The 19,536-nt window shown below is 69.0% G+C and carries 20 protein-coding genes; 12 read left to right on the top strand and 8 right to left on the bottom strand.

Annotated elements, in window-relative coordinates; genetic code table 11:
• The 4 genes from sbnB to ACFY01_RS22465 all read left to right on the top strand — a co-directional run bounded on the left by sbnB (position 1) and on the right by ACFY01_RS22465 (position 3,615).
• Positions 1-1,032: a 2,3-diaminopropionate biosynthesis protein SbnB gene (sbnB, locus tag ACFY01_RS22480; protein ID WP_390737481.1), complete on the top strand. Its 1,032-nt coding sequence runs from the start codon at positions 1-3 to the stop codon at positions 1,030-1,032.
• Positions 1,033-1,060: 28 nt separating this feature from the next.
• Entirely contained in the window at positions 1,061-1,516 is a 456-nt protein-coding gene (locus tag ACFY01_RS22475; protein ID WP_390737480.1) for a MaoC family dehydratase, read from the top strand.
• A gap of 183 nt (positions 1,517-1,699) precedes the next feature.
• Complete coding sequence (locus ACFY01_RS22470; RefSeq protein WP_390737514.1) at positions 1,700-3,007, top strand: histidine kinase; 1,308 nt, start codon at positions 1,700-1,702, stop codon at positions 3,005-3,007.
• On the top strand, positions 2,971-3,615 hold the full coding sequence (locus tag ACFY01_RS22465; RefSeq protein WP_390737479.1) for a LuxR C-terminal-related transcriptional regulator: 645 nt from the start codon (positions 2,971-2,973) through the stop codon (positions 3,613-3,615). Before ACFY01_RS22470 ends, ACFY01_RS22465 begins: the two co-directional genes overlap by 37 nt.
• A 76-nt stretch (positions 3,616-3,691) precedes the next feature.
• Here ACFY01_RS22465 and ACFY01_RS22460 read toward each other — a convergent pair whose 3' ends face one another.
• Positions 3,692-4,393: a DUF5324 family protein gene (locus tag ACFY01_RS22460; RefSeq protein WP_390737478.1), complete on the bottom strand. Its 702-nt coding sequence runs from the start codon at positions 4,391-4,393 to the stop codon at positions 3,692-3,694.
• 315 nt (positions 4,394-4,708) lie between these two features.
• Between ACFY01_RS22460 and ACFY01_RS22455 the strand changes: the two genes are divergently transcribed.
• Both ACFY01_RS22455 and ACFY01_RS22450 read left to right on the top strand, forming a co-directional pair.
• On the top strand, positions 4,709-5,242 hold the full coding sequence (locus ACFY01_RS22455; RefSeq protein WP_390737477.1) for a peptidylprolyl isomerase: 534 nt from the start codon (positions 4,709-4,711) through the stop codon (positions 5,240-5,242).
• Positions 5,243-5,335: 93 nt separating this feature from the next.
• Entirely contained in the window at positions 5,336-6,226 is an 891-nt protein-coding gene (locus tag ACFY01_RS22450) for a rhomboid family intramembrane serine protease (RefSeq protein ID WP_390737476.1), read from the top strand.
• A gap of 261 nt (positions 6,227-6,487) precedes the next feature.
• On the opposite strand, the gene crgA is transcribed toward ACFY01_RS22450, so the two are convergent.
• On the bottom strand, positions 6,488-6,742 hold the full coding sequence (crgA, locus tag ACFY01_RS22445; protein ID WP_132855222.1) for a cell division protein CrgA: 255 nt from the start codon (positions 6,740-6,742) through the stop codon (positions 6,488-6,490).
• Positions 6,743-6,895: 153 nt separating this feature from the next.
• Here crgA and ACFY01_RS22440 point away from each other — a divergent pair, with 153 nt between their 5' ends.
• The 6 genes from ACFY01_RS22440 to ACFY01_RS22415 are packed head-to-tail and all read left to right on the top strand — an operon-like array spanning position 6,896 to position 11,033.
• Positions 6,896-7,693, top strand: coding sequence for a DUF881 domain-containing protein (locus ACFY01_RS22440; RefSeq protein WP_390737475.1), 798 nt, complete (start codon positions 6,896-6,898; stop codon positions 7,691-7,693).
• A 22-nt stretch (positions 7,694-7,715) separates the two neighbouring features.
• Positions 7,716-8,420 (top strand): class E sortase, encoded by a 705-nt coding sequence (locus ACFY01_RS22435; protein ID WP_390737474.1) that lies wholly within the window; start codon positions 7,716-7,718, stop codon positions 8,418-8,420.
• Between the two features lie 52 nt (positions 8,421-8,472).
• On the top strand, positions 8,473-8,634 hold the full coding sequence (locus ACFY01_RS22430) for a hypothetical protein (protein WP_390737473.1): 162 nt from the start codon (positions 8,473-8,475) through the stop codon (positions 8,632-8,634).
• The gene (locus ACFY01_RS22425; RefSeq protein ID WP_390737472.1) at positions 8,631-9,269 is read left to right on the top strand and encodes an aminodeoxychorismate/anthranilate synthase component II; all 639 of its coding nucleotides are present in this window, start codon (positions 8,631-8,633) and stop codon (positions 9,267-9,269) included. The genes ACFY01_RS22430 and ACFY01_RS22425 overlap by 4 nt, the downstream gene beginning before the upstream one ends.
• The gene (locus ACFY01_RS22420) at positions 9,266-10,267 is read left to right on the top strand and encodes a class E sortase (protein WP_390737471.1); all 1,002 of its coding nucleotides are present in this window, start codon (positions 9,266-9,268) and stop codon (positions 10,265-10,267) included. Before ACFY01_RS22425 ends, ACFY01_RS22420 begins: the two co-directional genes overlap by 4 nt.
• Before the next feature lie 13 nt (positions 10,268-10,280).
• Complete coding sequence (locus tag ACFY01_RS22415; RefSeq protein ID WP_390737470.1) at positions 10,281-11,033, top strand: class E sortase; 753 nt, start codon at positions 10,281-10,283, stop codon at positions 11,031-11,033.
• A 178-nt stretch (positions 11,034-11,211) separates the two neighbouring features.
• Here the strand turns inward: ACFY01_RS22415 and pknB are convergent, their stop codons facing one another.
• The 6 genes from pknB to ACFY01_RS22385 form a co-directional block, all read right to left on the bottom strand.
• Entirely contained in the window at positions 11,212-13,203 is a 1,992-nt protein-coding gene (gene pknB, locus ACFY01_RS22410) for a Stk1 family PASTA domain-containing Ser/Thr kinase (RefSeq protein WP_390737469.1), read from the bottom strand.
• Positions 13,204-13,374: 171 nt separating this feature from the next.
• Positions 13,375-14,853: a peptidoglycan D,D-transpeptidase FtsI family protein gene (locus ACFY01_RS22405; protein WP_390737468.1), complete on the bottom strand. Its 1,479-nt coding sequence runs from the start codon at positions 14,851-14,853 to the stop codon at positions 13,375-13,377.
• Complete coding sequence (locus tag ACFY01_RS22400; RefSeq protein WP_390737467.1) at positions 14,850-16,295, bottom strand: FtsW/RodA/SpoVE family cell cycle protein; 1,446 nt, start codon at positions 16,293-16,295, stop codon at positions 14,850-14,852. The genes ACFY01_RS22405 and ACFY01_RS22400 overlap by 4 nt, the downstream gene beginning before the upstream one ends.
• A gap of 27 nt (positions 16,296-16,322) precedes the next feature.
• A complete protein-coding gene (locus ACFY01_RS22395) occupies positions 16,323-17,873 on the bottom strand; it encodes a Stp1/IreP family PP2C-type Ser/Thr phosphatase (protein ID WP_390737513.1) in 1,551 nt (516 codons plus the stop codon).
• Between the two features lie 140 nt (positions 17,874-18,013).
• A complete protein-coding gene (locus tag ACFY01_RS22390) occupies positions 18,014-18,532 on the bottom strand; it encodes an FHA domain-containing protein (protein WP_390737466.1) in 519 nt (172 codons plus the stop codon).
• A gap of 10 nt (positions 18,533-18,542) precedes the next feature.
• Complete coding sequence (locus tag ACFY01_RS22385; RefSeq protein WP_390737465.1) at positions 18,543-19,412, bottom strand: FhaA domain-containing protein; 870 nt, start codon at positions 19,410-19,412, stop codon at positions 18,543-18,545.
• Between the last annotated feature and the right edge of the window lie 124 nt (positions 19,413-19,536).

Raw genomic sequence — 19,536 nt, 5'->3', positions numbered from 1 at the left:
ATGACCCAGGTCCCCGACTTCGCCGTCGTCCCCGGCGCCCAGGTGCACGAGGCACTCACCGGCCACGAGGACACCGTGATCGCCGCCGTCGAGGCCGCCTACCGGCTGCACGGCGAAGGCGAGACCGTCAACCCCGACTCCTACTTCCTGCGGTTCCCGGACCGCCCTTCCTCCCGGATCATCGCGCTGCCCGCCTCCGTCAGGGGCGAGGTCGGCGTGCACGGCATCAAATGGATCTCCAGCTTCCCGGAGAACGTGGCCGCCGGGATCCCGCGCGCCTCCGCCGTCCTCGTCCTCAACGACGCGGAAACCGGCTACCCGTTCGCCTGCCTGGAATCCTCCATCATCAGCGCCGCCCGCACCGCGGCCTCCGCCGCCCTCGCGGCCGACCGGATCAGCGCCGCCCGCGGCCCGCGCCCCGCCCGCGTCGGCTTCTTCGGCGTCGGCCTCATCGCCCGCTACATCCACACCTACCTCAAAGCGGCCGGCTTCTCCTTCGAGGAGATCGGCGTGCACGACCTGTCAGCCGAACACGCCGACGGCTTCAGCGACTACCTGCGGCGCACCGAGAACGACGGCGTCCGCATCACCGTGCACGACAAGGCCGAGGACCTGATCCGCTCCAGCGACCTGATCGTCTTCGCGACCGTCGCCGGCGAACCCCACGTCACCGACCCCGGATGGTTCACCCACAACCCGCTCGTCCTGCACGTCTCGCTGCGCGACCTGTCACCCGAGATCGTGCTGTCGGCGTGGAACGCCGTCGACGACATCGACCACTGCCTGAAGGCGAACACCTCGCTCCACCTGGCCGAACAGCGCACCGGCAACCGCGACTTCGTCGCCGGCACCCTCTACGACATGCTCACCGGCACCATCGCCCCGCCCACCGACCGGCCGGCGATCTTCTCCCCGTTCGGCCTCGGCGTACTCGACCTCGCCGTCGCCAAACACGTCTACGACCGCGTCCACGAGGCCGGCGGCCTGCACACCGTCCCCGGCTTCTTCCACGAGCTCAAGCGCTACGGCTGAGCCCGAGGCCACGACAGAAGCGACTGCCATGAGATCTTTCGCCAACCTGGACGAGTTCACCGCCGCCGTGGGAGAGCACCTCGGCCACAGCCCCTGGCAGGAAATCGGCCAGGAACAGGTCGACCAGTTCGCCGGCGCCACCGGCGACCTCCAGTGGATCCACGTCGACCCCGAACGGGCGTCGACCGGCCCCTTCGGCGGGACCATCCTGCACGGCTACATGACCCTCGCCCTGCTGCCCGCCATGATGCGCGCCATCTTCGACATCGAGAAGATCGAACTCGGCGTCAACTTCGGCCTGGACAAGGTACGTTTCCCGCACCCCGTGCCGGTCGGCGCCCGGGTGCGCGGCGGCGCGAAACTGACCGGCGTGCGCGAGACACCCGTCGGTCATCTCGCCGCCGTCCGCATGACCGTCGAGGTCGAGGGGCAGCCTCGGCCCGCATGCATAGCGGACACCCTGTCCCTGTTCGTCGGGCCCTGACCCAGCCCCCGCGGCCGGCCGGGAGGGGAGGAACCACCACCTTCCGGCTCGCCAAGAGGGGAGTTAATACCACCGATTTCCAGGGCCCCTCGCCGCCACAATGAACGAGGGCCGGAGATCCGGTCCCACGGACCGCCAGGGAACAGGCAAGGCCAGGAAGGAGCGAGTCCCATGGACCGCACGATGCAGCTCTCAGAGCGTCGCGACCCGGGTGGGATCAGAGGATTCTCGGTCGCCGCAGGATTACTGGGACTGAGCCGCGCACTGACCCTGTGCTGGATGTCCATCGCCGCCTTCGGCCGCTCCCTGGCCGTCTCCGGTGCCATCTCCCTGCCGGCCCCCGGCCTCGGCGTGGTGCCGCGCGCCATGGAGGGCGTACGCAACCTCGCCGCGCGCCAGCGCGAACTGGCCCTGCGCTGGTCGGGGGTGAGCATCCCCGGCCCGCCCGGACCACTGCCGCCGGCCCCCGCGCAGGCATCCGGGACGGTCGCCCGCTACCGGTGGATCATGAGCGACCCGCAGACCCGCCGCGAGTACGTGTGGATCCTGGTCGACCCGATAGCCGGCGGACTGCTCGCCTTCGTGCCGTTCGCCCTCCTGCTCAGCGGCGTATGGGGCGTCTTCCTCGCCTTCTTCGGCGTCCCGCTGTCCCACGAATGGGACGGCCTGTGGTACCAGTTCATCCCCATCGAGGGCCACGCCACCGCGACCCTCGCCGGCGTCCTGGGCGTCCTCCAGGTCCCCCTCGCCATGTGGGCCGCACCCCGGATCGTGCGACGGCACGCCCTCTACACCCGGGCCATGCTGGCGCCGAGCGAAAGCGAACTGATGGCCAGCCGCATCCAGCACCTGGCCAGCACCCGCTCCGACGCCGTCGACACACAGATGGCCGAGATCCGCCGCATCGAACGCGACCTGCACGACGGCGCCCAGGCCCGCCTCGTCGCCATGGGCATGACCCTGGACGCCGCCGACCACCTCCTGGAGACCAACCCGCAGGCCGTGCGCGCCCTGCTCGCGGAGGCCCGCGAGTCCTCCTCCAAAGCCCTCCAGGAACTGCGCGACCTCGTACGCGGCATCCACCCGCCCATCCTCGCCGACCGCGGACTCGCCGACGCCGTAAGGGCGCTGGCCATCGAATGCCCCGTCCGCACCGAGGTCACCGTCGACCTGCCCGGCCGCCCGCCGATGCCCGTCGAATCCGCCGCGTACTTCGCCATCTCCGAGATCCTCACCAACGTCGCCAAGCACTCCGGCGCCGTCCGCGCCTGGATCGACATCCGTTACGATCGCGGGATGCTGCGCATCACCGTCACCGACGACGGCCACGGCGGTGCGGACGCGTCCCGGGGCACCGGACTGCGAGGCATCGAGCGCCGACTCGCCACCTTCGACGGAATCCTGGCCGTCAACAGCCCCGTCAACGGCCCGACCATGGTGACGATGGAGCTCCCGTGCGGATTGTCCTCGCCGAAGACCACTTCCTCCTGAGGGACGGCCTCATCCGCCTCCTCGGCGCCTACGGCCACGAGGTCGTGGCCGCCGTCGACAACGGGCCCGAACTCCTCAAGGCCCTCACCCGCGAGCAGCCGGACGTCGCCGTCGTCGACGTCCGGCTGCCGCCGGATTTCACCGACGAAGGCCTCAGAGCCGTCCTCGCCGCCCGCCGCGAGATGCCCGACCTGCCCGTACTGCTGCTGTCCCAGTACGTCGAACCCCTCTACGCGCGCGAGCTGCTCGCCAGCGGCGGCCGCGGCGTCGGCTACATGCTCAAGGACCGCGTCACCAACGGCAGCCAGTTCCTCGACTCCATCCAGCGCGTCGCCGACGGCGGCACCGCCATGGACCCCGAGGTCATCACGAAACTCCTCGCCCGCAAGGACCGCGACGAAGCCGTCGGCAGCCTCTCCGAACGCGAACGCGAAGTCCTCGAACAGCTCGCCCAGGGCCGCTCCAACGCCGGCATCGCCCAAGGGCTGTTCATCACGGAGAAAGCCGTCGCCAAGCACATCGGCAACATCTTCACCAAGCTGGGACTGCACGCCACGGACACCGACAACCGTCGCGTCCTGGCCGTGCTCGCCTACCTGGACCAGTGATCCCCGCGGCACACCACCGCGGGGCGGGAGACACCCGGGCCTCCCACCCCGCGACGGTCGGTCGCACCACTCCGCGTCAGGGACGGTCCTCGTCCCGCGCGGACTCCTCCGCCTCCTTCGCCTGTACCTCGGGATCGAGCGGAGCGCCGTCCACCGACGCCAGCCGACCCGACTCGGGCACCTCCGTCGCGGCGGGCGGTTCCACCAGCCAGTCGGGATTGGCCTGCTTGTCCCACCACTTCCAGGCCGCGAAAGCACCACCGGCCACCGCGCCCGCCACGGCCAGCGCCTTGGCGATACGACCGGCCCTGGCCCGCCGCCGGTGCTTGCGAGCCAGCTTCTGGATCTCCTTGGGCGAGACCTGGCCACGCAGCGCGGCCAGCGCCGCGGCACCCCGCGCCGCCGCCTCGTCGCGCACCGGCCCGGCCGCGGCCACGGCCTGCTCGATCTTCGGCCGCGAGTACTCCGCCGCCTGCCGGGCGGCCTTGCGGGTGCGGACCGCCGCCTCACGGGCGGCCTGGTCGACGTTCGGCGGGACATGGGCCATGGCCTGCGCCCGGGCCAGCTCAAGCCGTGGCGCGAGACGGGCGTCGTACTGGACGCGGGCCTGTTCGGCGGCCTGCGACACCTTGGGCGCGAGCCGTACGCGTGCCTCCTGCGCGTAGTGCGCGGCACGCTCCTTGGCCGTGTCGGCGTAGGGCGCCACCACTTCCGCGGCGTGCAGCACGCTGTCCTTCGCCGAGCCGGTCGCGGCGCGCACGCTGTCGATGCGGGTCACGGGTTCCTCCTCCTCGGTGGCGTACGGTATTTCGACTTTCCACCCTTTTACGGATCATGCCTGTCAACGGGACATGGGGCATGCGAGGACGGGCATACGGGTGCCGAACGAGCCGCTCACACCCCACGCCCCACACGAAGAGCGGATGAATACGGGGCAACACGAGCCTGTCGACGACAATCCCGACAATGCCACGAATCGCCGCCGCGCGCGCCCGCCCCGGGACGATTCGCGCCCACTGGACACGGTCGGGCGACGCGCGCCCTGGAGCGTGCGAGGATCAGAGGGTCACAGGAAGACAACGGAAGGCAGATCGTGGCCGAGCAGCTCTACGCCACCCTGAAGACCAACCACGGCGACATCGAGGTCCGGCTCTTCCCGAACCACGCGCCCAAGACGGTCAAGAACTTCGTCGAGCTCGCCCAGGGCGAGCGCGAGTGGAAGCACCCGGCCACCGGCGAGGCGAGCCACGACAAGCTCTACGACGGCACGGTCTTCCACCGGGTGATCGGCGGCTTCATGATCCAGGGCGGCGACCCGCTCGGCAACGGCATCGGCGGCCCCGGCTACGAGTTCGAGGACGAGTTCCACCCCGACCTGTCCTTCAACAAGCCCTACCTGCTCGCCATGGCCAACGCCGGCCCCGGCACCAACGGCTCGCAGTTCTTCATCACCGTCTCCCCGACGCCGCACCTGAACCGCAAGCACACCATCTTCGGCGAGGTCACCGGTCCGGCCGGCCAGAAGGTCGTGGACGCCATCGCCGCCGTCCCCACCACCAAGCCCAACAACCGTCCGGTCAACGACGTCGTCATCGAGACCGTCGTCATCGAGCGCCGCCAGGTCTGACCGGCCCCCGACGGGCCGGGAACCAATGACCCCGCTCGTCCGTAAGGATGAGCGGGGTGGTGCAGTGTCCACGAGACGACCGAGGTGACCGGCATGGACCAGGAGGCCGCAGGCAGCACGCAGGACGCCAGGAGCGTGCCCGTGTGCTACCGGCACCCGGACCGCGAGACCGGCGTCCGCTGCACCCGCTGTGAGCGCCCCATCTGCCCCGAGTGCATGGTCAGCGCTTCCGTGGGCTTCCAGTGCCCGGATTGCGTACGCGGCGCTTCCGGCCCCGGGCAGCCCCGTGCCGCGTCCCGGCCGCGCACCGTGGCGGGGGGCACGGTCACCGCGGACCCACGGCTGGTCACCAAGATCCTCATCGGCTTGAACCTGGCCGCGTACCTGGTCCAGCTGTCCATCGGTGACCGCTTCACCAACCGGTTCGAACTCCTCGGCCAGGCTTACGTGCCGCTGCTCGGTTCCGCCGAGGGCATCGCCCAGGGCCAGTGGTACCGGCTGGTGACCGCCATGTTCCTGCACGGCGGCTACGTCCACATCCTGTTCAACATGCTCAGCCTGTGGTGGATCGGCGGCCCCCTGGAAGCAGCCCTCGGCCGCGCCCGCTACCTCACCCTCTACTTCGTCTCGGGCCTGGCCGGCAGCGCGCTCACCTACCTGATCGCCGAACCCAATCAGCCCTCGCTCGGCGCCTCCGGCGCGATCTTCGGCCTCTTCGGCGCCACGGCCGTCCTGATGCGCCGGCTCAACTACGACATGCGGCCGGTCATCGCCCTGCTGGTGATCAACCTCATCTTCACCTTCGGGTTCAGCGGCATCGCCTGGCAGGCCCACATCGGCGGCCTCGTCGCAGGCGTCGTGTGCGGCTACGCCATGGTCCACGCCCCGCGCAAGAACCGCGCCCTGATCCAGTACGGCACCTGTGCGCTGGTCCTGGCCGTGGTGGTGGTCCTGACGCTGGTCAGGACGGCTCAGCTCACCTGATACCGAACCGTTGTCCACAGTCTGTGCCGGATCTTGTGCACAGTGTGTGGCAACAGCTGCGCCCCCTGCCGCTCAGGTGTGTTTCCCCAGGTCGGGCAGGGGGCGAGGGTTACGCGTCAACCGGTACGTCTGTCATACCGGCGTCAACCTCCGACGGGTTATCCACAGATCGTCTTTCTTTTGTCCCCAGCGTGTGGACAGTGCCTGTGGATAACTCAGCGGATAGCCCTGGGCAGAGCTGCGTTCACCCGGAAGCAGTCGTTACTTCCACTGGGTGGAGACGCCGAATCCCGCCGCGATGAAGCCGAAGCCCACCACGATGTTCCAGTTGTCCAGCTTGTCGATCGGCAGCGAACCGTCGGTCACGTAGAAGACGACGATCCAGGCCAGGCCGATGAGGAACATCGCCAGCATGACGGGCGCGACCCAGGCACGATTGGTCAGCTTGATGGCCGTGGCCTGCTTCGACGGCGGCGGCGTGTAGTCGGCCTTCTTGCGGATACGTGACTTCGGCACGAGGGTCTCTCCTGTCGATGCGCTGCGTGGCCGCGCAGGTAACTGGGTCGGGCTCCGGGGCAGCGTACAAGGGGACAGTAAGGGCAGACTGAGCACTCCCCCGGGCGTCCGTTAGCGTAGTGCTTCCGCGGCGCCGAAGGAGATAAGGGTACGTTGAGCAATTCTGCCGACTCCCCCGGGACGGGATCAACGGGTTCCGGCCCTGTCCCCCCTGCCGGCGGGTCCCGTTTTCGGCCGGTGCGGGTGCTGACCGCGGCGGTCTTCGCTCTCGCCGGGCTGATCTTCTTCACCAGCTTCAACACCGCCAAGGGCACCGACATCCGTACGGACTCGTCCTTGTTGAAGCTGTCCGACCTCATCCAGGAGCGCAGCCACAAGAACAAGGGGCTGGACGAGTCCAACGCGGCGCTGCGGGACGACGTCGAGTCGCTGGCCGAGCGGGACGACGGCAGCACCAAGGCGCAGGACGAGAAGCTCTCCGGGCTGGAGAAGAACGCGGGGACGGAGAAGCTCAAGGGCAAGGCGATCACGGTCACGCTCAACGACGCCCCGCCGAACGCCACGGCCAAGCTGCCCGGCTATCCCGAGCCGCAGCCCGACTACCTGGTCATCCACCAGCAGGACCTCCAGGCCGTGGTGAACGCGCTGTGGCAGGGCGGGGCCAAGGGCATCAAGGTCATGGACCAGCGGCTGATCTCCACCAGTGCCGTGCGCTGCGTGGGGAACACGCTGATCCTCCAGGGCCGTGTCTACTCGCCGCCGTACAAGATCACGGCGGTCGGTGATCCGGCGAAGATGCAGCAGGCGCTGGCGGCGTCCCAGGCGATCCAGACCTACATGGTGTACGTGAACGTCTACGGCCTCGGCTGGAAAGTCACCGAGGACGGGACGGTGACTCTGCCCGGCTACTCGGGCACAGTGGACCTGCACTACGCGAAGCCCGTGAAGTAGGTGCCCTCACCAGGAGCCGCCGGTGCGCGTGTTCGTCAGGACCGTCAGCGAGCTCTGCATCACGGTCGGCACCTTGATCGTGCTGTTCGTGGTCTATGTGCTGTTCTGGACCGGCGTCAAGGCCGACAGTGAGATGAACGACCAGATCGACCAGCTGCACCAGCAGTGGTCGAAGGGGGCCGTGCATCCCACGGCCGCCGCGTCGCGGGGGGCGGGCAAGGCGGCGCCGACGCCCGCTCCGGAGCCCGGGCCGTACACGTACGGCAGGCCTTTCGCGATCATGTACGTCCCGCGGCTCGGTTTCACGTGGAACAAGCCGGTGCTCGAGGGCACCGGCACCGACGTGCTGAAGAAGGGGCTCGCCCACTACGCGCGCACCGCGCGACTGGGCCAGGAGGGCAACTTCGCCGTCGCGGGTCATCGGCGGACGTACGGCGACCCCTTCAAGGACTTCCCGAAGCTGAGGGCCGGTGACGCGGTCGTGCTGACGGACGGAACGACCTGGTTCACCTATCGGATCGACAAAGGGCCTTACAAAACGGTTCCGAGCGACGTTGAAGTGATCGACCCTGTGCCACGTAAGTCGGGGTACACGCGTCCGGGCCGGTATCTGACGCTGACCACGTGCGATCCCGAATGGGGTCACAGTCATCGGCTGATCGTCTGGGCGCACCTCGACTCCACACAGCCTGTGGAGGCAGGCGAACCGAAGGCTCTGCGCCGTTAGTCTGGTGACGTACGGCGGGAGTCTGGTGCCGTGGTGGAACGGAAGGGACGGCATGTACGGCTGGATCTGGCGGCATCTGCCGGGAAACACGTGGGTGAAGGCGCTGACCTCACTCCTGCTGGTTCTGGCCGTGGTCTACATCCTCTTCCAGTACGTGTTCCCCTGGGCCGAACCGCTGCTGCCCTTCAACGATGTGACGGTGGACAACCAGTGAGTGCGCGGATTCTCGTCGTCGACAACTACGACAGCTTCGTCTTCAACCTGGTCCAGTACCTCTACCAGCTGGGCGCCGAGTGCGAGGTGCTGCGCAACGACGAGGTGTCGACGGCGCACGCCCAGGACGGTTTCGACGGTGTGCTGCTGTCCCCGGGCCCCGGTACGCCGGAGGAGGCGGGGGTCTGCGTGGACATGGTCCGGCACTGCGCCGCGACCGGGGTGCCCGTCTTCGGTGTCTGTCTGGGTATGCAGTCGATGCAGGTGGCGTACGGCGGGGTGGTGGACCGTGCGCCCGAGCTGCTGCACGGCAAGACCTCGCCGGTGGAGCACGAGGGCAGGGGCGTCTTCGCCGGGCTGCCCTCTCCCTTCACCGCGACCCGCTACCACTCGCTGGCCGCGGAGCCGGCCACCGTCCCGGCGGAGCTGGAGGTCACGGCCCGGACGCACGACGGGATCATCATGGGTCTGCGCCACCGCGAGCTCCCGGTCGAGGGCGTGCAGTTCCACCCCGAGTCGGTGCTGACCGAGCACGGGCACCGGATGCTGGCCAACTGGCTGGTGGAGTGCGGCGACCAGGGTGCCGTGGCGAGGTCGGCGGGGCTCGCCCCGGTGGTGGGCAGGGCCACGGCGTGACCGCGCTGCGCCCCGAGCGCGAGGACTCGTACGGCGGCGCGTCGTACGGCTCCTACGGCATGCCGCCGCACGAGGCTCCCATCGATGAGGAGACGGTGGCGCTGCGGCTGCCGGAGCCACCGCCTGTGTCGTCCTCTGCGGCCCCTTCGGCCTCGCCCGCCACTCGAACCACACCGGGCGGCCGAGCGGCCCGTAGAAAGGCCGCCAAGCGGCGTGGCGGGCGTCATGGCGGTGCGCGGGAGGCCGCGCAGGAGCCGTCCGGGGAGCCGAGGTCCGGGGCGCCGCTGTCGCGGGTCGAGGCCCGGCGGCAGGAGCGGGCCCGCAAGCCGGGCCCGGCGGTCGTCGCGAGCCGGGCGATCGGTGAAATCTTCATCACCACGGGTGTGCTGATGCTGCTGTTCGTCACCTACCAGCTGTGGTGGACGAACGTCCGGGCGCACGCCCAGGCCGGCCAGGAGGCGAACAGCCTCCAGCAGGACTGGGCGAGCGGCAAGCGCGCGCCGGGGACCTTCGAGCCGGGGCAGGGCTTCGCGATCCTGCACATTCCGGAGCTGGACGTGGTGGCGCCGATCGCGGAGGGCGTCAGCAACAAGAAGGTGCTCGACAAGGGCATGGTCGGCCACTACGGCGAGGGCGCGCTGAAGACGGCGATGCCGGACGCGAAGACCGGCAACTTCGGCCTGGCCGCGCACCGCAACACGCACGGGGAGCCCTTCCGGTACATCAACCGGCTCAAGAAGGGCGACGCGGTCGTCGTCGAGACGCAGGACACGTACTACGTCTACAAGATGACGTCGATGCTGCCGGTGACGGCGCCCTCCAACACGAGCGTGCTGGACCCCGTCCCGAAGGGGTCGGGCTTCACCAAGCCGGGCCGCTACATCACCCTCACCACGTGCACGCCGGAGTTCACGAGCAAGTACCGGCTGATCGTCTGGGGCAAGATGGTCGAGGAACGGCCGCGCAGCAAGGGCAAGCCGGATGCGCTCGTCGAGTAAGGGCAGATGAACAGTGGCAGCGACCGCCGACGACACCGAAGAACACACGGGGGCGCCCGCGGCGGCGCCCGCGCCACGGCGCCGGGGCACCGGCCCGATCGCCACGGCGGTCAGCTTTTTCGGTGAACTCCTCATCACGGCGGGCCTCGTGCTCGGCCTCTTCGTCGTCTACTCCCTGTGGTGGACGAACGTCGTCGCCGACCGTACGGCGCACAAGGAGGCCGACAAGGTCCGGGACAGCTGGGCCCACGGCTCGTCGGGCGGCCCGGGGGCGCTGGACACCAAGGACGGCATCGGCTTCCTGCACGTTCCCTCGATGAAGAACGGGGAGGTCCTGGTCGAGAAGGGCACGTCGACGGACGTCCTGAACGACGGCGTCGCCGGCTACTACACGGACCCCGTCAAGGCCACGCTGCCGACCTCCGGCAAGAAGGGCAACTTCACTCTCGCGGCCCATCGTGACGGTCACGGCGCCAAGTTCCACAACATCGACAAGGTGGAGAAGGGCGACCCGATCGTCTTCGAGACGAAGGACAAGTGGTACGTCTACAAGGCCTTCGCCATCCTCCCGGAGACCTCGAAGTACAACGTCAAGGTCCTGACCTCGGTCCCGAAGGAGGCAGGCGTCAAGAAGCCCGGCCACTACATCACCCTGACGACGTGCACGCCGGTGTACACGTCGCGGTACCGCTACGTGGTGTGGGGCGAACTGGTCCGCGTGGACAAGGTCGACGGCAAGCGGACGCCGCCGAAGGTACTGAGCTGACTGGGCTCAGCGCAGCACCTTCACGCGGTCCAGCACGTCCGTGCGGTCCAGCACGCTGTCGCGCGGGGACTTCGATCCCAGCAGCGCCGATTCGGTGATCACGTTCTTTGCGTGCGCTGCGTACGAAAGAGCCCCGGCACCCATCTCACACGGGTGCCGGGGCTCTTTCGGTATGCGGTCAGCCGCCGACACCGCCGAGGAAGTTGGTGCCGCCGTTGTTGTTGCCGCCGTTGTTGTTGTTTCCGCCCTGGCCGACCGTGACCACGTTGACCGAGGTGCCCTGGTCGACCGGGTTGCCCGCACCGGGGTCGGAGGTGAAGACGATGGCGTTGTCGTCCTGGGACCCGGTGACGTTGCCGAGCTGGAGGCCCGCCTGCTGGAGCAGGGTCTTGGCGTTCTTCAGCGTCTGGCCCTGGAGGTTCGGAACCTGCGTCTGCTGGTTCTGCTTGGCCTTGCCGATCTGGATCTGCACCGTCGAGTTCTTGCTGACCTGTGTGTTGGCCGGCGGGTCGGTCGAGATGACCTTGCCGACCTTGGAGTTGTCGTCGGTCTCGACCTCGGTGCAGTTGCCGACCAGGTTGTTGGCCGTCATCTGGGCCTTGGCCTCGTCGCAGGACTTGCCGCTGACGTCGGGGACGGTCGACTTGGCTTCGGCCTTGGCGACGGTGAGGGTGATCGTCGAGCCCTTCTCCTTCGATGTGCCGGCGTCAGGGTTCTGGGCGGTGACGACGCCCGGTGTCCGGGTGGACACCTCGATCTTCTTCTCGACCACGAAGCCCTTGTCCTCGAGCTGGGACTTGGCGTCGTCGAACTGGGCGCCGAGGACGTCCGGCACGATGACCTTCGGCGTGCCCGTCGACACGGTCAGGGTGACGGTGTCGCCCTTCTTCACGTCCGTGTCCGGGGTGGGGTTCTGAGCGCAGACCGTTTTCGTCGGCTTGCCGCAGGCCTTCCTGGTGACCGAAACCTTGAGGTCGACGTTCCTGGCCATGCTCCTCGCGTCGGACTCTGTGTGGTCGACGAAGTTCGGAGCCTTGAAGGTGTCGTCCCCCGAGTTGTTCCCGGGGAACGCCCACTTCCCGATCAGGATCGCGCCGACCAGGACCAGGATGCCCGCCACGACGAGCAGGATCGTGGAGGTGTGGTTCTTCTTCTGCTGGCGGCGGCGGTCGGGGCGGTCGTCGTAGCCGTAGCCGCCGTCGTCCGGGTTCATCGGCGGCAGCATGGTCGTGGCGCCGCCGCCCGCGTCGGAGCGGAGGGCCGTCGTCGGCTGGTCGTCCGGGTAGCCGCCGTAGCCGACGGCGCCCAGGGCCGCCGTCGCCGCGACGGGCTGGCCGTCGAGGCAGGCCTCGATGTCGGCGCGCATCTCGTCGGCGGACTGGTAGCGGTAGTCGGGGTCCTTGACCAGTGCCTTGAGGACGATGGAGTCGATGTCGGGCGTGATCTCGGGGTCGAAGACCGAAGGAGGCTGCGGTTCCTCGCGGACGTGCTGGTAGGCCACCGCGACCGGGGAGTCGCCCACGAAGGGCGGGCGGACCGTCAGCAGCTCGTAGAGGAGACAGCCGGTCGAATAGAGGTCCGAGCGGGCGTCGACCTGCTCGCCCTTGGCCTGCTCCGGGGAGAGGTACTGCGCGGTGCCGATGACCGCCGCGGTCTGCGTCATGGTCATGCCGGAGTCGCCCATCGCACGGGCGATGCCGAAGTCCATGACCTTGACCTGGCCGTTGCGGGTCAGCATGACGTTCGCCGGCTTGATGTCGCGGTGGACGATGCCGCTGCGGTGGGCGTACTCCAGGCCCTGGAGGATGCCGATGGTCATCTCCATCGACCGCTCCGGCAGCAGCTTGCGGCCGCTGTGCAGAAGCTCACGGAGCGTGGAGCCGTCGACGTACTCCATCACGATGTACGGGATCGAGACCCCGTCGATGTAGTCCTCGCCCGTGTCGTAGACCGCGACGATCGCGGGATGGTTGAGCGAGGCGGCCGACTGGGCCTCCCGGCGGAAGCGGGCCTGGAAAGACGGATCGCGCGCGAGGTCGGCGCGCAGCGTCTTCACCGCCACGGTGCGGCCGAGGCGCGTGTCATGCGCGAGGTAGACCTCGGCCATGCCACCACGTCCGAGCACCTGGCCCAGCTCGTACCGGCCGCCGAGGCGACGCGGCTCTTCCATAGTTCCCTACCAGCCCTCTCCGTCGGTCCCGGCCGGCACGTGGGTGTGCGACCGGAGGCTGTCGTCCGGGCCTACCGTACCCGGCTCGCTCTGTGTGACCTGGCCAAGCCCGTCACCCGATACAGGACCGGTATCGCAACGTGCACCGATGCGTGGGAGACGTGAGCGGAGTCACTTCTTGGACTTGATGACCGCCTCCATCACGCTCTTCGCGATCGGGGCCGCGAGGCCGCCGCCGGAGATGTCGTCGCGGCTCGCCTGGTCGTCCTCGATCACGGTGGCCACCGCGACCGGCGAGCTGCCGTCCGGGAGCTTCGCGTAGGAGATGAACCAGGCATACGGGTTCTTGCTGTTCGCGACGCCGTGCTGGGCGGTACCGGTCTTGCCGCCGACCGTGGCGCCGCTGATCTGCGCCTTCGTACCCGTGCCCTCCTTGACGACCGTCTCCATCATGTCCTGGAGGATCTGGGCGTTCTTCGGCGACAGCGGCTGGCTCAGTTCCTCCGGCTGGGTCTTGGCGACCGGGTCGAGGCTGGGGGACTGGAGCGAGTCGACCATGTACGGCTTCATCAGCTTGCCGTCGTTGGCGACGGCGGAGGCGACCATCGCCATCTGGAGCGGGGTCGCGGCGGTGTTGTACTGGCCGATCGAGGACAGCGCGGTCTGCGACGCGTTCATCTTGTCGGAGAACACCGAGGCGTTGGATCGGACCGGGGTGAACTGCTCGGCGTCGAAGCCGAACTTCTTGGCCTCTTCCAGCATCTTGTCGTTGCCGAGGTCCGCGCCGATCTTGCCGAAGACGGAGTTGCAGGAGACCTTGAGCGCGACCCGCATGGGCGCGTTCTTGCAGGGGATGTTGCCCTCGTTCTTCAGCGGGGTGGTGGTGCCCGGCATGATCCACGGCAGCGGCGACCTGGTGTTCTCGTCGGCCGAGGTGTACAGCCCGTTCTCCAGCGCGGCCGCCGCGGTGACCACCTTGAAGGTGGAGCCCGGCGGGTAGGTCTCGCGCAGCGCCCGGTTCAGGGTCGGGTCGGCGGGGTTGTTCTCCTTCTTCAGCGCGGTCCAGGCCTTGGTGTCCGTGGTGAGGCTGTTGCCCGCGAAGGAGGAGGGGTCGTACGACGGGTAGGAGGCCAGGGCCAGGATCTTGCCGGTGGACGGTTCGAGGGCGACCACGGCGCCCTTGCCGCCCTGCTGCTTCAGGCCGTTGTACGCGGCCTTCTGCGCGGCCGCGTTGAGCGTGGTGACGACGTTTCCGCCCTGCTGGGGCTTGCCCGTGATCATGTCGAGGGTCTTGCGGAAGAAGAGCCGGTCGTCGTTGCCGGTGAGTATGCCGTCGTCGATGGACTCCAGCTGGGTGGCGCCGAAGGCCTGGGAGGCGTACCCGGTGACCGGCGCCCACATGGCGCCGTCCTTGTAGGTGCGCTTGTACTTCAGGTCGCCGCTGCTCGTCTTGACGGACCCGGTGATGGGGTTGCCGTCGACGATGATGTCGCCGCGCGGGGTGGCGTAGCGGGCGATGGTGACGCGGCGGTTGTTGGTGTCGTCCTTGAGGCTGTCGGCCTTGACGTACTGGAGCCAGTTGTCGCGCAGGAGCAGCGTGAGGACGAGGAGACCGCAGAAGATCGCGATCCGGCGCAGGGGCTTGTTCACGGGCGGACCACCTGGGTCATCTCGGCGTCGGGGCTGGCGGCGGGGGCGGGCGCCGGACGTCTGGCGGTGTCGCTGATGCGGATCAGGATGCCGATCAGGGCCCAGTTGGCCAGCACGGAGGAACCGCCGTACGCGACGAACGGCATCGTCATACCGGTCAGCGGGATGAGGCCCATCACACCGCCGGCCACGACGAACACCTGGAGCGCGAAGGCGCCGGACAGGCCGACGGCGAGGAGCTTGCCGAAGGGGTCGCGGGCGGCGAGGGCGGTGCGCACGCCGCGCTCCACGATCAGGCCGTAGAGCAGCAGGATCGCCATGATGCCGGCCAGGCCGAGCTCCTCGCCGAAGGTGGCGAGGATGAAGTCGGAGTTGGCGGCGAACTTGATCAGGTCGGAGTGGCCCTGGCCGAGGCCGGTGCCGAGGGTGCCGCCGGAGCCGAAGGCCCACAGGGCCTGCTGCAACTGGTCGGAGTGGAGGATGCCGTCGTGGGTCACCATGCGGCTGAGCTTGTACTCGCGCATCGGGTTGAGCCAGGCCTGGACACGGGTCTGGATGTGCGGCTCGAAGCTGGCCACGCCGACGGCGCCGACCGCGGACATCAGCAGGCCGAAGACGATCCAGCTGGTCCGCTCGGTGGCGACGTACAGCATGATCACGAACATGCCGAAGAACAGCAGCGAGGTGCCGAGGTCGGTCTCGAAGACCAGGATGAGGATCGAGAGCACCCAGACGACCAGGATGGGGCCGAGGTCGCGGCCGCGCGGCAGGTAGAGGCCCATGAAGCGGCGGCTGGCCAGCGCCAGCGCGTCGCGCTTCACCATCAGGTAGCCCGCGAAGAAGATGGCGAGGGCGATCTTCGCGAACTCGCCGGGCTGGAGGGAGCCGAGGCCGGGAACCCTGATCCAGATCTTGGCGCCGTAGATGTTGGCGCCGAGGCCGGGCACCAGCGGCAGGATGAGCAGGACCAGTGCGCCGAACATGGAGATGTAGGTGTAGCGCTGAAGGACGCGGTGGTCCTTGAGGAAGATCAGCACGACGACGAACATCGCGATGCCCAGCGCGGTGTAGAGCAGCTGCCGGGGCGCGGCCGCGGTGAAGTGGGGCAGCGACTGGAGGAGCTTCGACTGGTCGAGCCGCCAGATGATGACGAGCCCGAGGCCGTTGAGGAGGGTGGCGATGGGCAGCAGCAGCGGGTCCGCGTATGCGGCGAACTTTCTTACAGCGAGGTGGCCGACGCCGGCCAGCAGGCCGAGGCCGAGGCCGTAGCTCAGCAGTCCGGCGGGTACCTGGTCGTTGATGGCCAGGCCCACGTTGGCGTAGGCGAACACCGGGATGGCGACGGCGAACACCAGGAGCGCCAGCTCGGTGTTGCGTCTGCTCGGTGCGCCGATGGCGCCGATGGTGGACGTGTGGTGCGTCGACGGGTTGGTAGTGCTCATCGTGTGACGGGGCCTCTCACGGCTTGCCTACTGCTTACCGCACAGCGAGACGACCTTCTGCTCATCCTCCGAGAGGGTGGGGCCGGGGCTGGGGGTCGCGGGCGGGGTCGTGGACGGAGACTTCGAGTTCGAAGGGGACGGCGCCTTGCTGCCGGACGGGTTCGGTGTCGGCGAGGCCTTGGACGTGAAGGAGGTGTTGGTGGTTCCCGTGGTGCCCGAGGTCTTGCCCTGGCCGGTCTTGCTGTTGCTCTTGTCGGCGGCCGTCTGGCGCTCGGTCTCCTTCTTGCAGGCGGAGGCCTGTACAAAGAGTTCGTCGATCTTCGACTGGGCGTCCTTGAGGCCGCCCTCCGCGATCGTGTTCTTGACCTGCTTCTGCTGGTAGGGCGGCAGGTACTTGAGTTCGATCTCGGGGTGGTCCTTCTCGACCTTCGACAGTGACACCCAGGCGAGGTCCTGGCTGATGCCCCGGTACAGGGCGACGTGCTCGTCCTTGGTGCCGACGTAGTACTGGGTCTGGGTCCAGCGGTAGCCGCCGTAGAGGCCGCCGCCGATGACGGCGAGGGCGAGGGCGCTGTAGACGGAGCGCTTGAGCCACCTGCGGCCTCTGCGGGGTTTGACGAAGTCCTCGTCGGTGTAGTCGCCGAAGCTGCCGCCGGGGACGTAGCCGGTGGTGTCGCCGCTGCCGGGCGGGCCGAACTCGCCGCCGCCCTGGCCGTGGCCCTGGCGGCCGAGGCCGGAGGCGCGGCCGGCCGGGGTCTGCATGATGTTGTTGTCGTGCAGGTGGTTCTGGTTCTCGGCGACGGCGCCGACCACCACGGGGGTGTCGGACAGCTGTCCGGCGAGGGTGTCGCCGGTGTCCAGGTCGAGGACGTCGGCGATGATCACGGTGATGTTGTCGGGGCCGCCGCCGCGCAGGGCGAGCTGGATCAGCTCCTGCACGGTCTCCTGCGGGCCCTGGTAGCTGGCGAGGGTCTCCTCCATCGTCTGGTGGGAGACGACGCCGGAGAGGCCGTCGGAGCAGATCAGGTAGCGGTCGCCGGCCCGTACCTCGCGGATCGACAGGTCGGGCTCCACGTGGTCGCCGCTGCCGAGGGCGCGCATGAGCAGGGACCGCTGGGGGTGGGTGGTGGCCTCTTCCTCGGTGATCCGGCCCTCGTCGACGAGCCGCTGGACCCAGGTGTGGTCCTGGGTGATCTGGGTGAGGACGCCGTCGCGCAGCAGGTAGGCGCGGGAGTCGCCGACGTGGACGAGGCCGAGCCGCTGTCCGGTCCACAGCAGGGCGGTGAGGGTGGTGCCCATGCCCTCGAGCTGGGGGTCCTCCTCGACCATGGAGCGCAGCTGGTCGTTGGCGCGCTGCACGGCGTGGCCGAGGGAGGTGAGGATGTCGGAGCCGGGCACGTCGTCGTCGAGCGTGACCAGGGTGGAGATGACCTCGGAGGAGGCGACCTCGCCGGCCGCCTGGCCGCCCATGCCGTCGGCGATGGCGAGCAGGCGCGGACCGGCGTAACCGGAGTCCTCGTTACCCTCCCGGATCATGCCCTTGTGCGATCCGGCGGCGAAGCGCAGTGACAGACTCATGCGCACCTCGCCCGTCGGCTCCGGGTACAGCCGGTCGTGTCGAGCCACACTGCCCACCCTCCGGTCGGGAGCGCGCCGGAGACCGGGGTGCGGTCCGCCGTTGCGTGCTCGCTCCGCTCGCGCTCAGTCATGATGTAGCACTACTTCCGCAGCTCGATGACGGTCTTGCCGATGCGGATCGGCGCGCCCGGCGCGATCGGTGTGGGAGTCGTCAGCCGGGACCGGTCCAGGTATGTGCCGTTGGTGGAGCCGAGGTCCTCGACGATCCACTGGCCGTCGCGGTCCGGGTAGATCCTGGCATGACGGCTGGAGGCGTAGTCGTCGTCCAGCACGATCGTGGAGTCGTGGGCGCGGCCCAGGGTGATGGTCTGGCCCTGGAGTGCGACGGTGGTGCCGGTCAGTGTGCCCTCGGTCACGACCAGTTTGGTGGGGGCGTTGCGGCGCTGCCGGCCGCCGCCCTGCTGGCCGCGCTGCTGCGGGGGCGCGGCCTGCTGCCGGGCCGCGGCCTGCTGCGGGCGCGCGGCCTCCCTGCGCGCGCCGCGCTGGGTGACGCGCGTACCGAACAGGTCGCTGCGGATGACCTGCACGGCCACGATCACGAACAGCCACAGTACGGCCAGGAAACCCAGCCGCATGACCGTGAGGGTCAGCTCTGACATTGCCCCCGCTTCACCCTTCGGCTTGCCGGTAAATGATGGTGCTGCTGCCCACGACGATCCGCGAGCCGTCGCGGAGCGTAGCGCGGGTGGTGTGCTGCCCGTCCACCACGATGCCGTTGGTGGAGCCGAGATCCTGGATCGTCGAGGGCGTTCCGGTCCGGATCTCGCAGTGCCGGCGGGAGACGCCGGGGTCGTCGATCCGCACGTCGGCCTCGGTGCTGCGGCCCAGCACCAGCGTCGCGCGGGAGATCTGATGGCGGGTGCCGTTGATCTCGATCCAGTAGCGGGTGCGTCCGCCGCTCATCGGGGCGGCCGCGGGCCGCTGGGTGGCGGGCTGCGGGTAGCCGTATCCGCCGGGGCGCGCGCCGGGGGGCGGCGCGGAAGGCATGGGCGGGGCGGCGGCGGGCGGGTAGCCGTATCCACCGCCGGGGGCGCTCGGGCCGGGCCGTCCGGTGGGCGGAGCCGCCGAGGGCGCCGCGGGTGCGGAGGGGGCCTGCTGGCTGCTCGACGAGGCGAGCGTGCGGCTGCGCACCCGGTACAGGCCGGTGTCGAGGTCGTCGGCCTTCTCCAGGTTGACCTTGATCGGGCCCATGAAGGTGTAGCGCTGCTGCTTGGCGTAGTCGCGCACCATGCCGGCGAGCTCGTCGCCGAGCTGGCCGGAGTAGGGGCTGAGGCGTTCGTGGTCCGGCGCGCTCAGCTCCACGATGAAGTCGTTGGGTACGACGGTCCGGTCGCGGTTCCAGATGGTGGCGTTGTTGTCGCACTCCCGCTGGAGCGCGCCGGCGATCTCCACCGGCTGGACCTCGGACTTGAACACCTTGGCGAAGGTGCCGTTGACCAGACCTTCGAGGCGCTGCTCGAACTTCTTCAGGACTCCCATGGGGCACCTCCTCCGTAGCTGTCGTCCTGCCTTGCCGTACTGCGGTTCCGTACTGCCTTGCCTGGTACTGCTTACTGATCGTATCCACGCGGCCCGGCAATCAGCCGGTTCCCCGAGCGGCTCC

This window comes from Streptomyces sp. NPDC001480, assembly GCF_042894725.1.
Taxonomy (GTDB): domain Bacteria; phylum Actinomycetota; class Actinomycetes; order Streptomycetales; family Streptomycetaceae; genus Streptomyces.
This window is presented reverse-complemented; position numbering and strand designations above follow the sequence as displayed.

Excerpts from the sequence above, each read along its gene's own strand:
- sbnB (WP_390737481.1), top strand. The coding sequence starts at position 1 with ATGACCCAGGTCCCCGACTTCGCCGTCGTCCCCGGCGCCCAGGTGCAC.
- ACFY01_RS22475 (WP_390737480.1), top strand. The coding sequence starts at position 1,061 with ATGAGATCTTTCGCCAACCTGGACGAGTTCACCGCCGCCGTGGGAGAG.
- ACFY01_RS22470 (WP_390737514.1), top strand. The coding sequence starts at position 1,700 with ATGCAGCTCTCAGAGCGTCGCGACCCGGGTGGGATCAGAGGATTCTCG.
- ACFY01_RS22450 (WP_390737476.1), top strand. The coding sequence starts at position 5,336 with ATGGACCAGGAGGCCGCAGGCAGCACGCAGGACGCCAGGAGCGTGCCC.
- ACFY01_RS22430 (WP_390737473.1), top strand. The coding sequence starts at position 8,473 with ATGTACGGCTGGATCTGGCGGCATCTGCCGGGAAACACGTGGGTGAAG.
- pknB (WP_390737469.1), bottom strand. The coding sequence starts at position 13,203 with ATGGAAGAGCCGCGTCGCCTCGGCGGCCGGTACGAGCTGGGCCAGGTG.
- ACFY01_RS22400 (WP_390737467.1), bottom strand. The coding sequence starts at position 16,295 with ATGAGCACTACCAACCCGTCGACGCACCACACGTCCACCATCGGCGCC.
- ACFY01_RS22395 (WP_390737513.1), bottom strand. The coding sequence starts at position 17,873 with ATGAGTCTGTCACTGCGCTTCGCCGCCGGATCGCACAAGGGCATGATC.
- ACFY01_RS22390 (WP_390737466.1), bottom strand. The coding sequence starts at position 18,532 with ATGTCAGAGCTGACCCTCACGGTCATGCGGCTGGGTTTCCTGGCCGTA.
- ACFY01_RS22385 (WP_390737465.1), bottom strand. The coding sequence starts at position 19,412 with ATGGGAGTCCTGAAGAAGTTCGAGCAGCGCCTCGAAGGTCTGGTCAAC.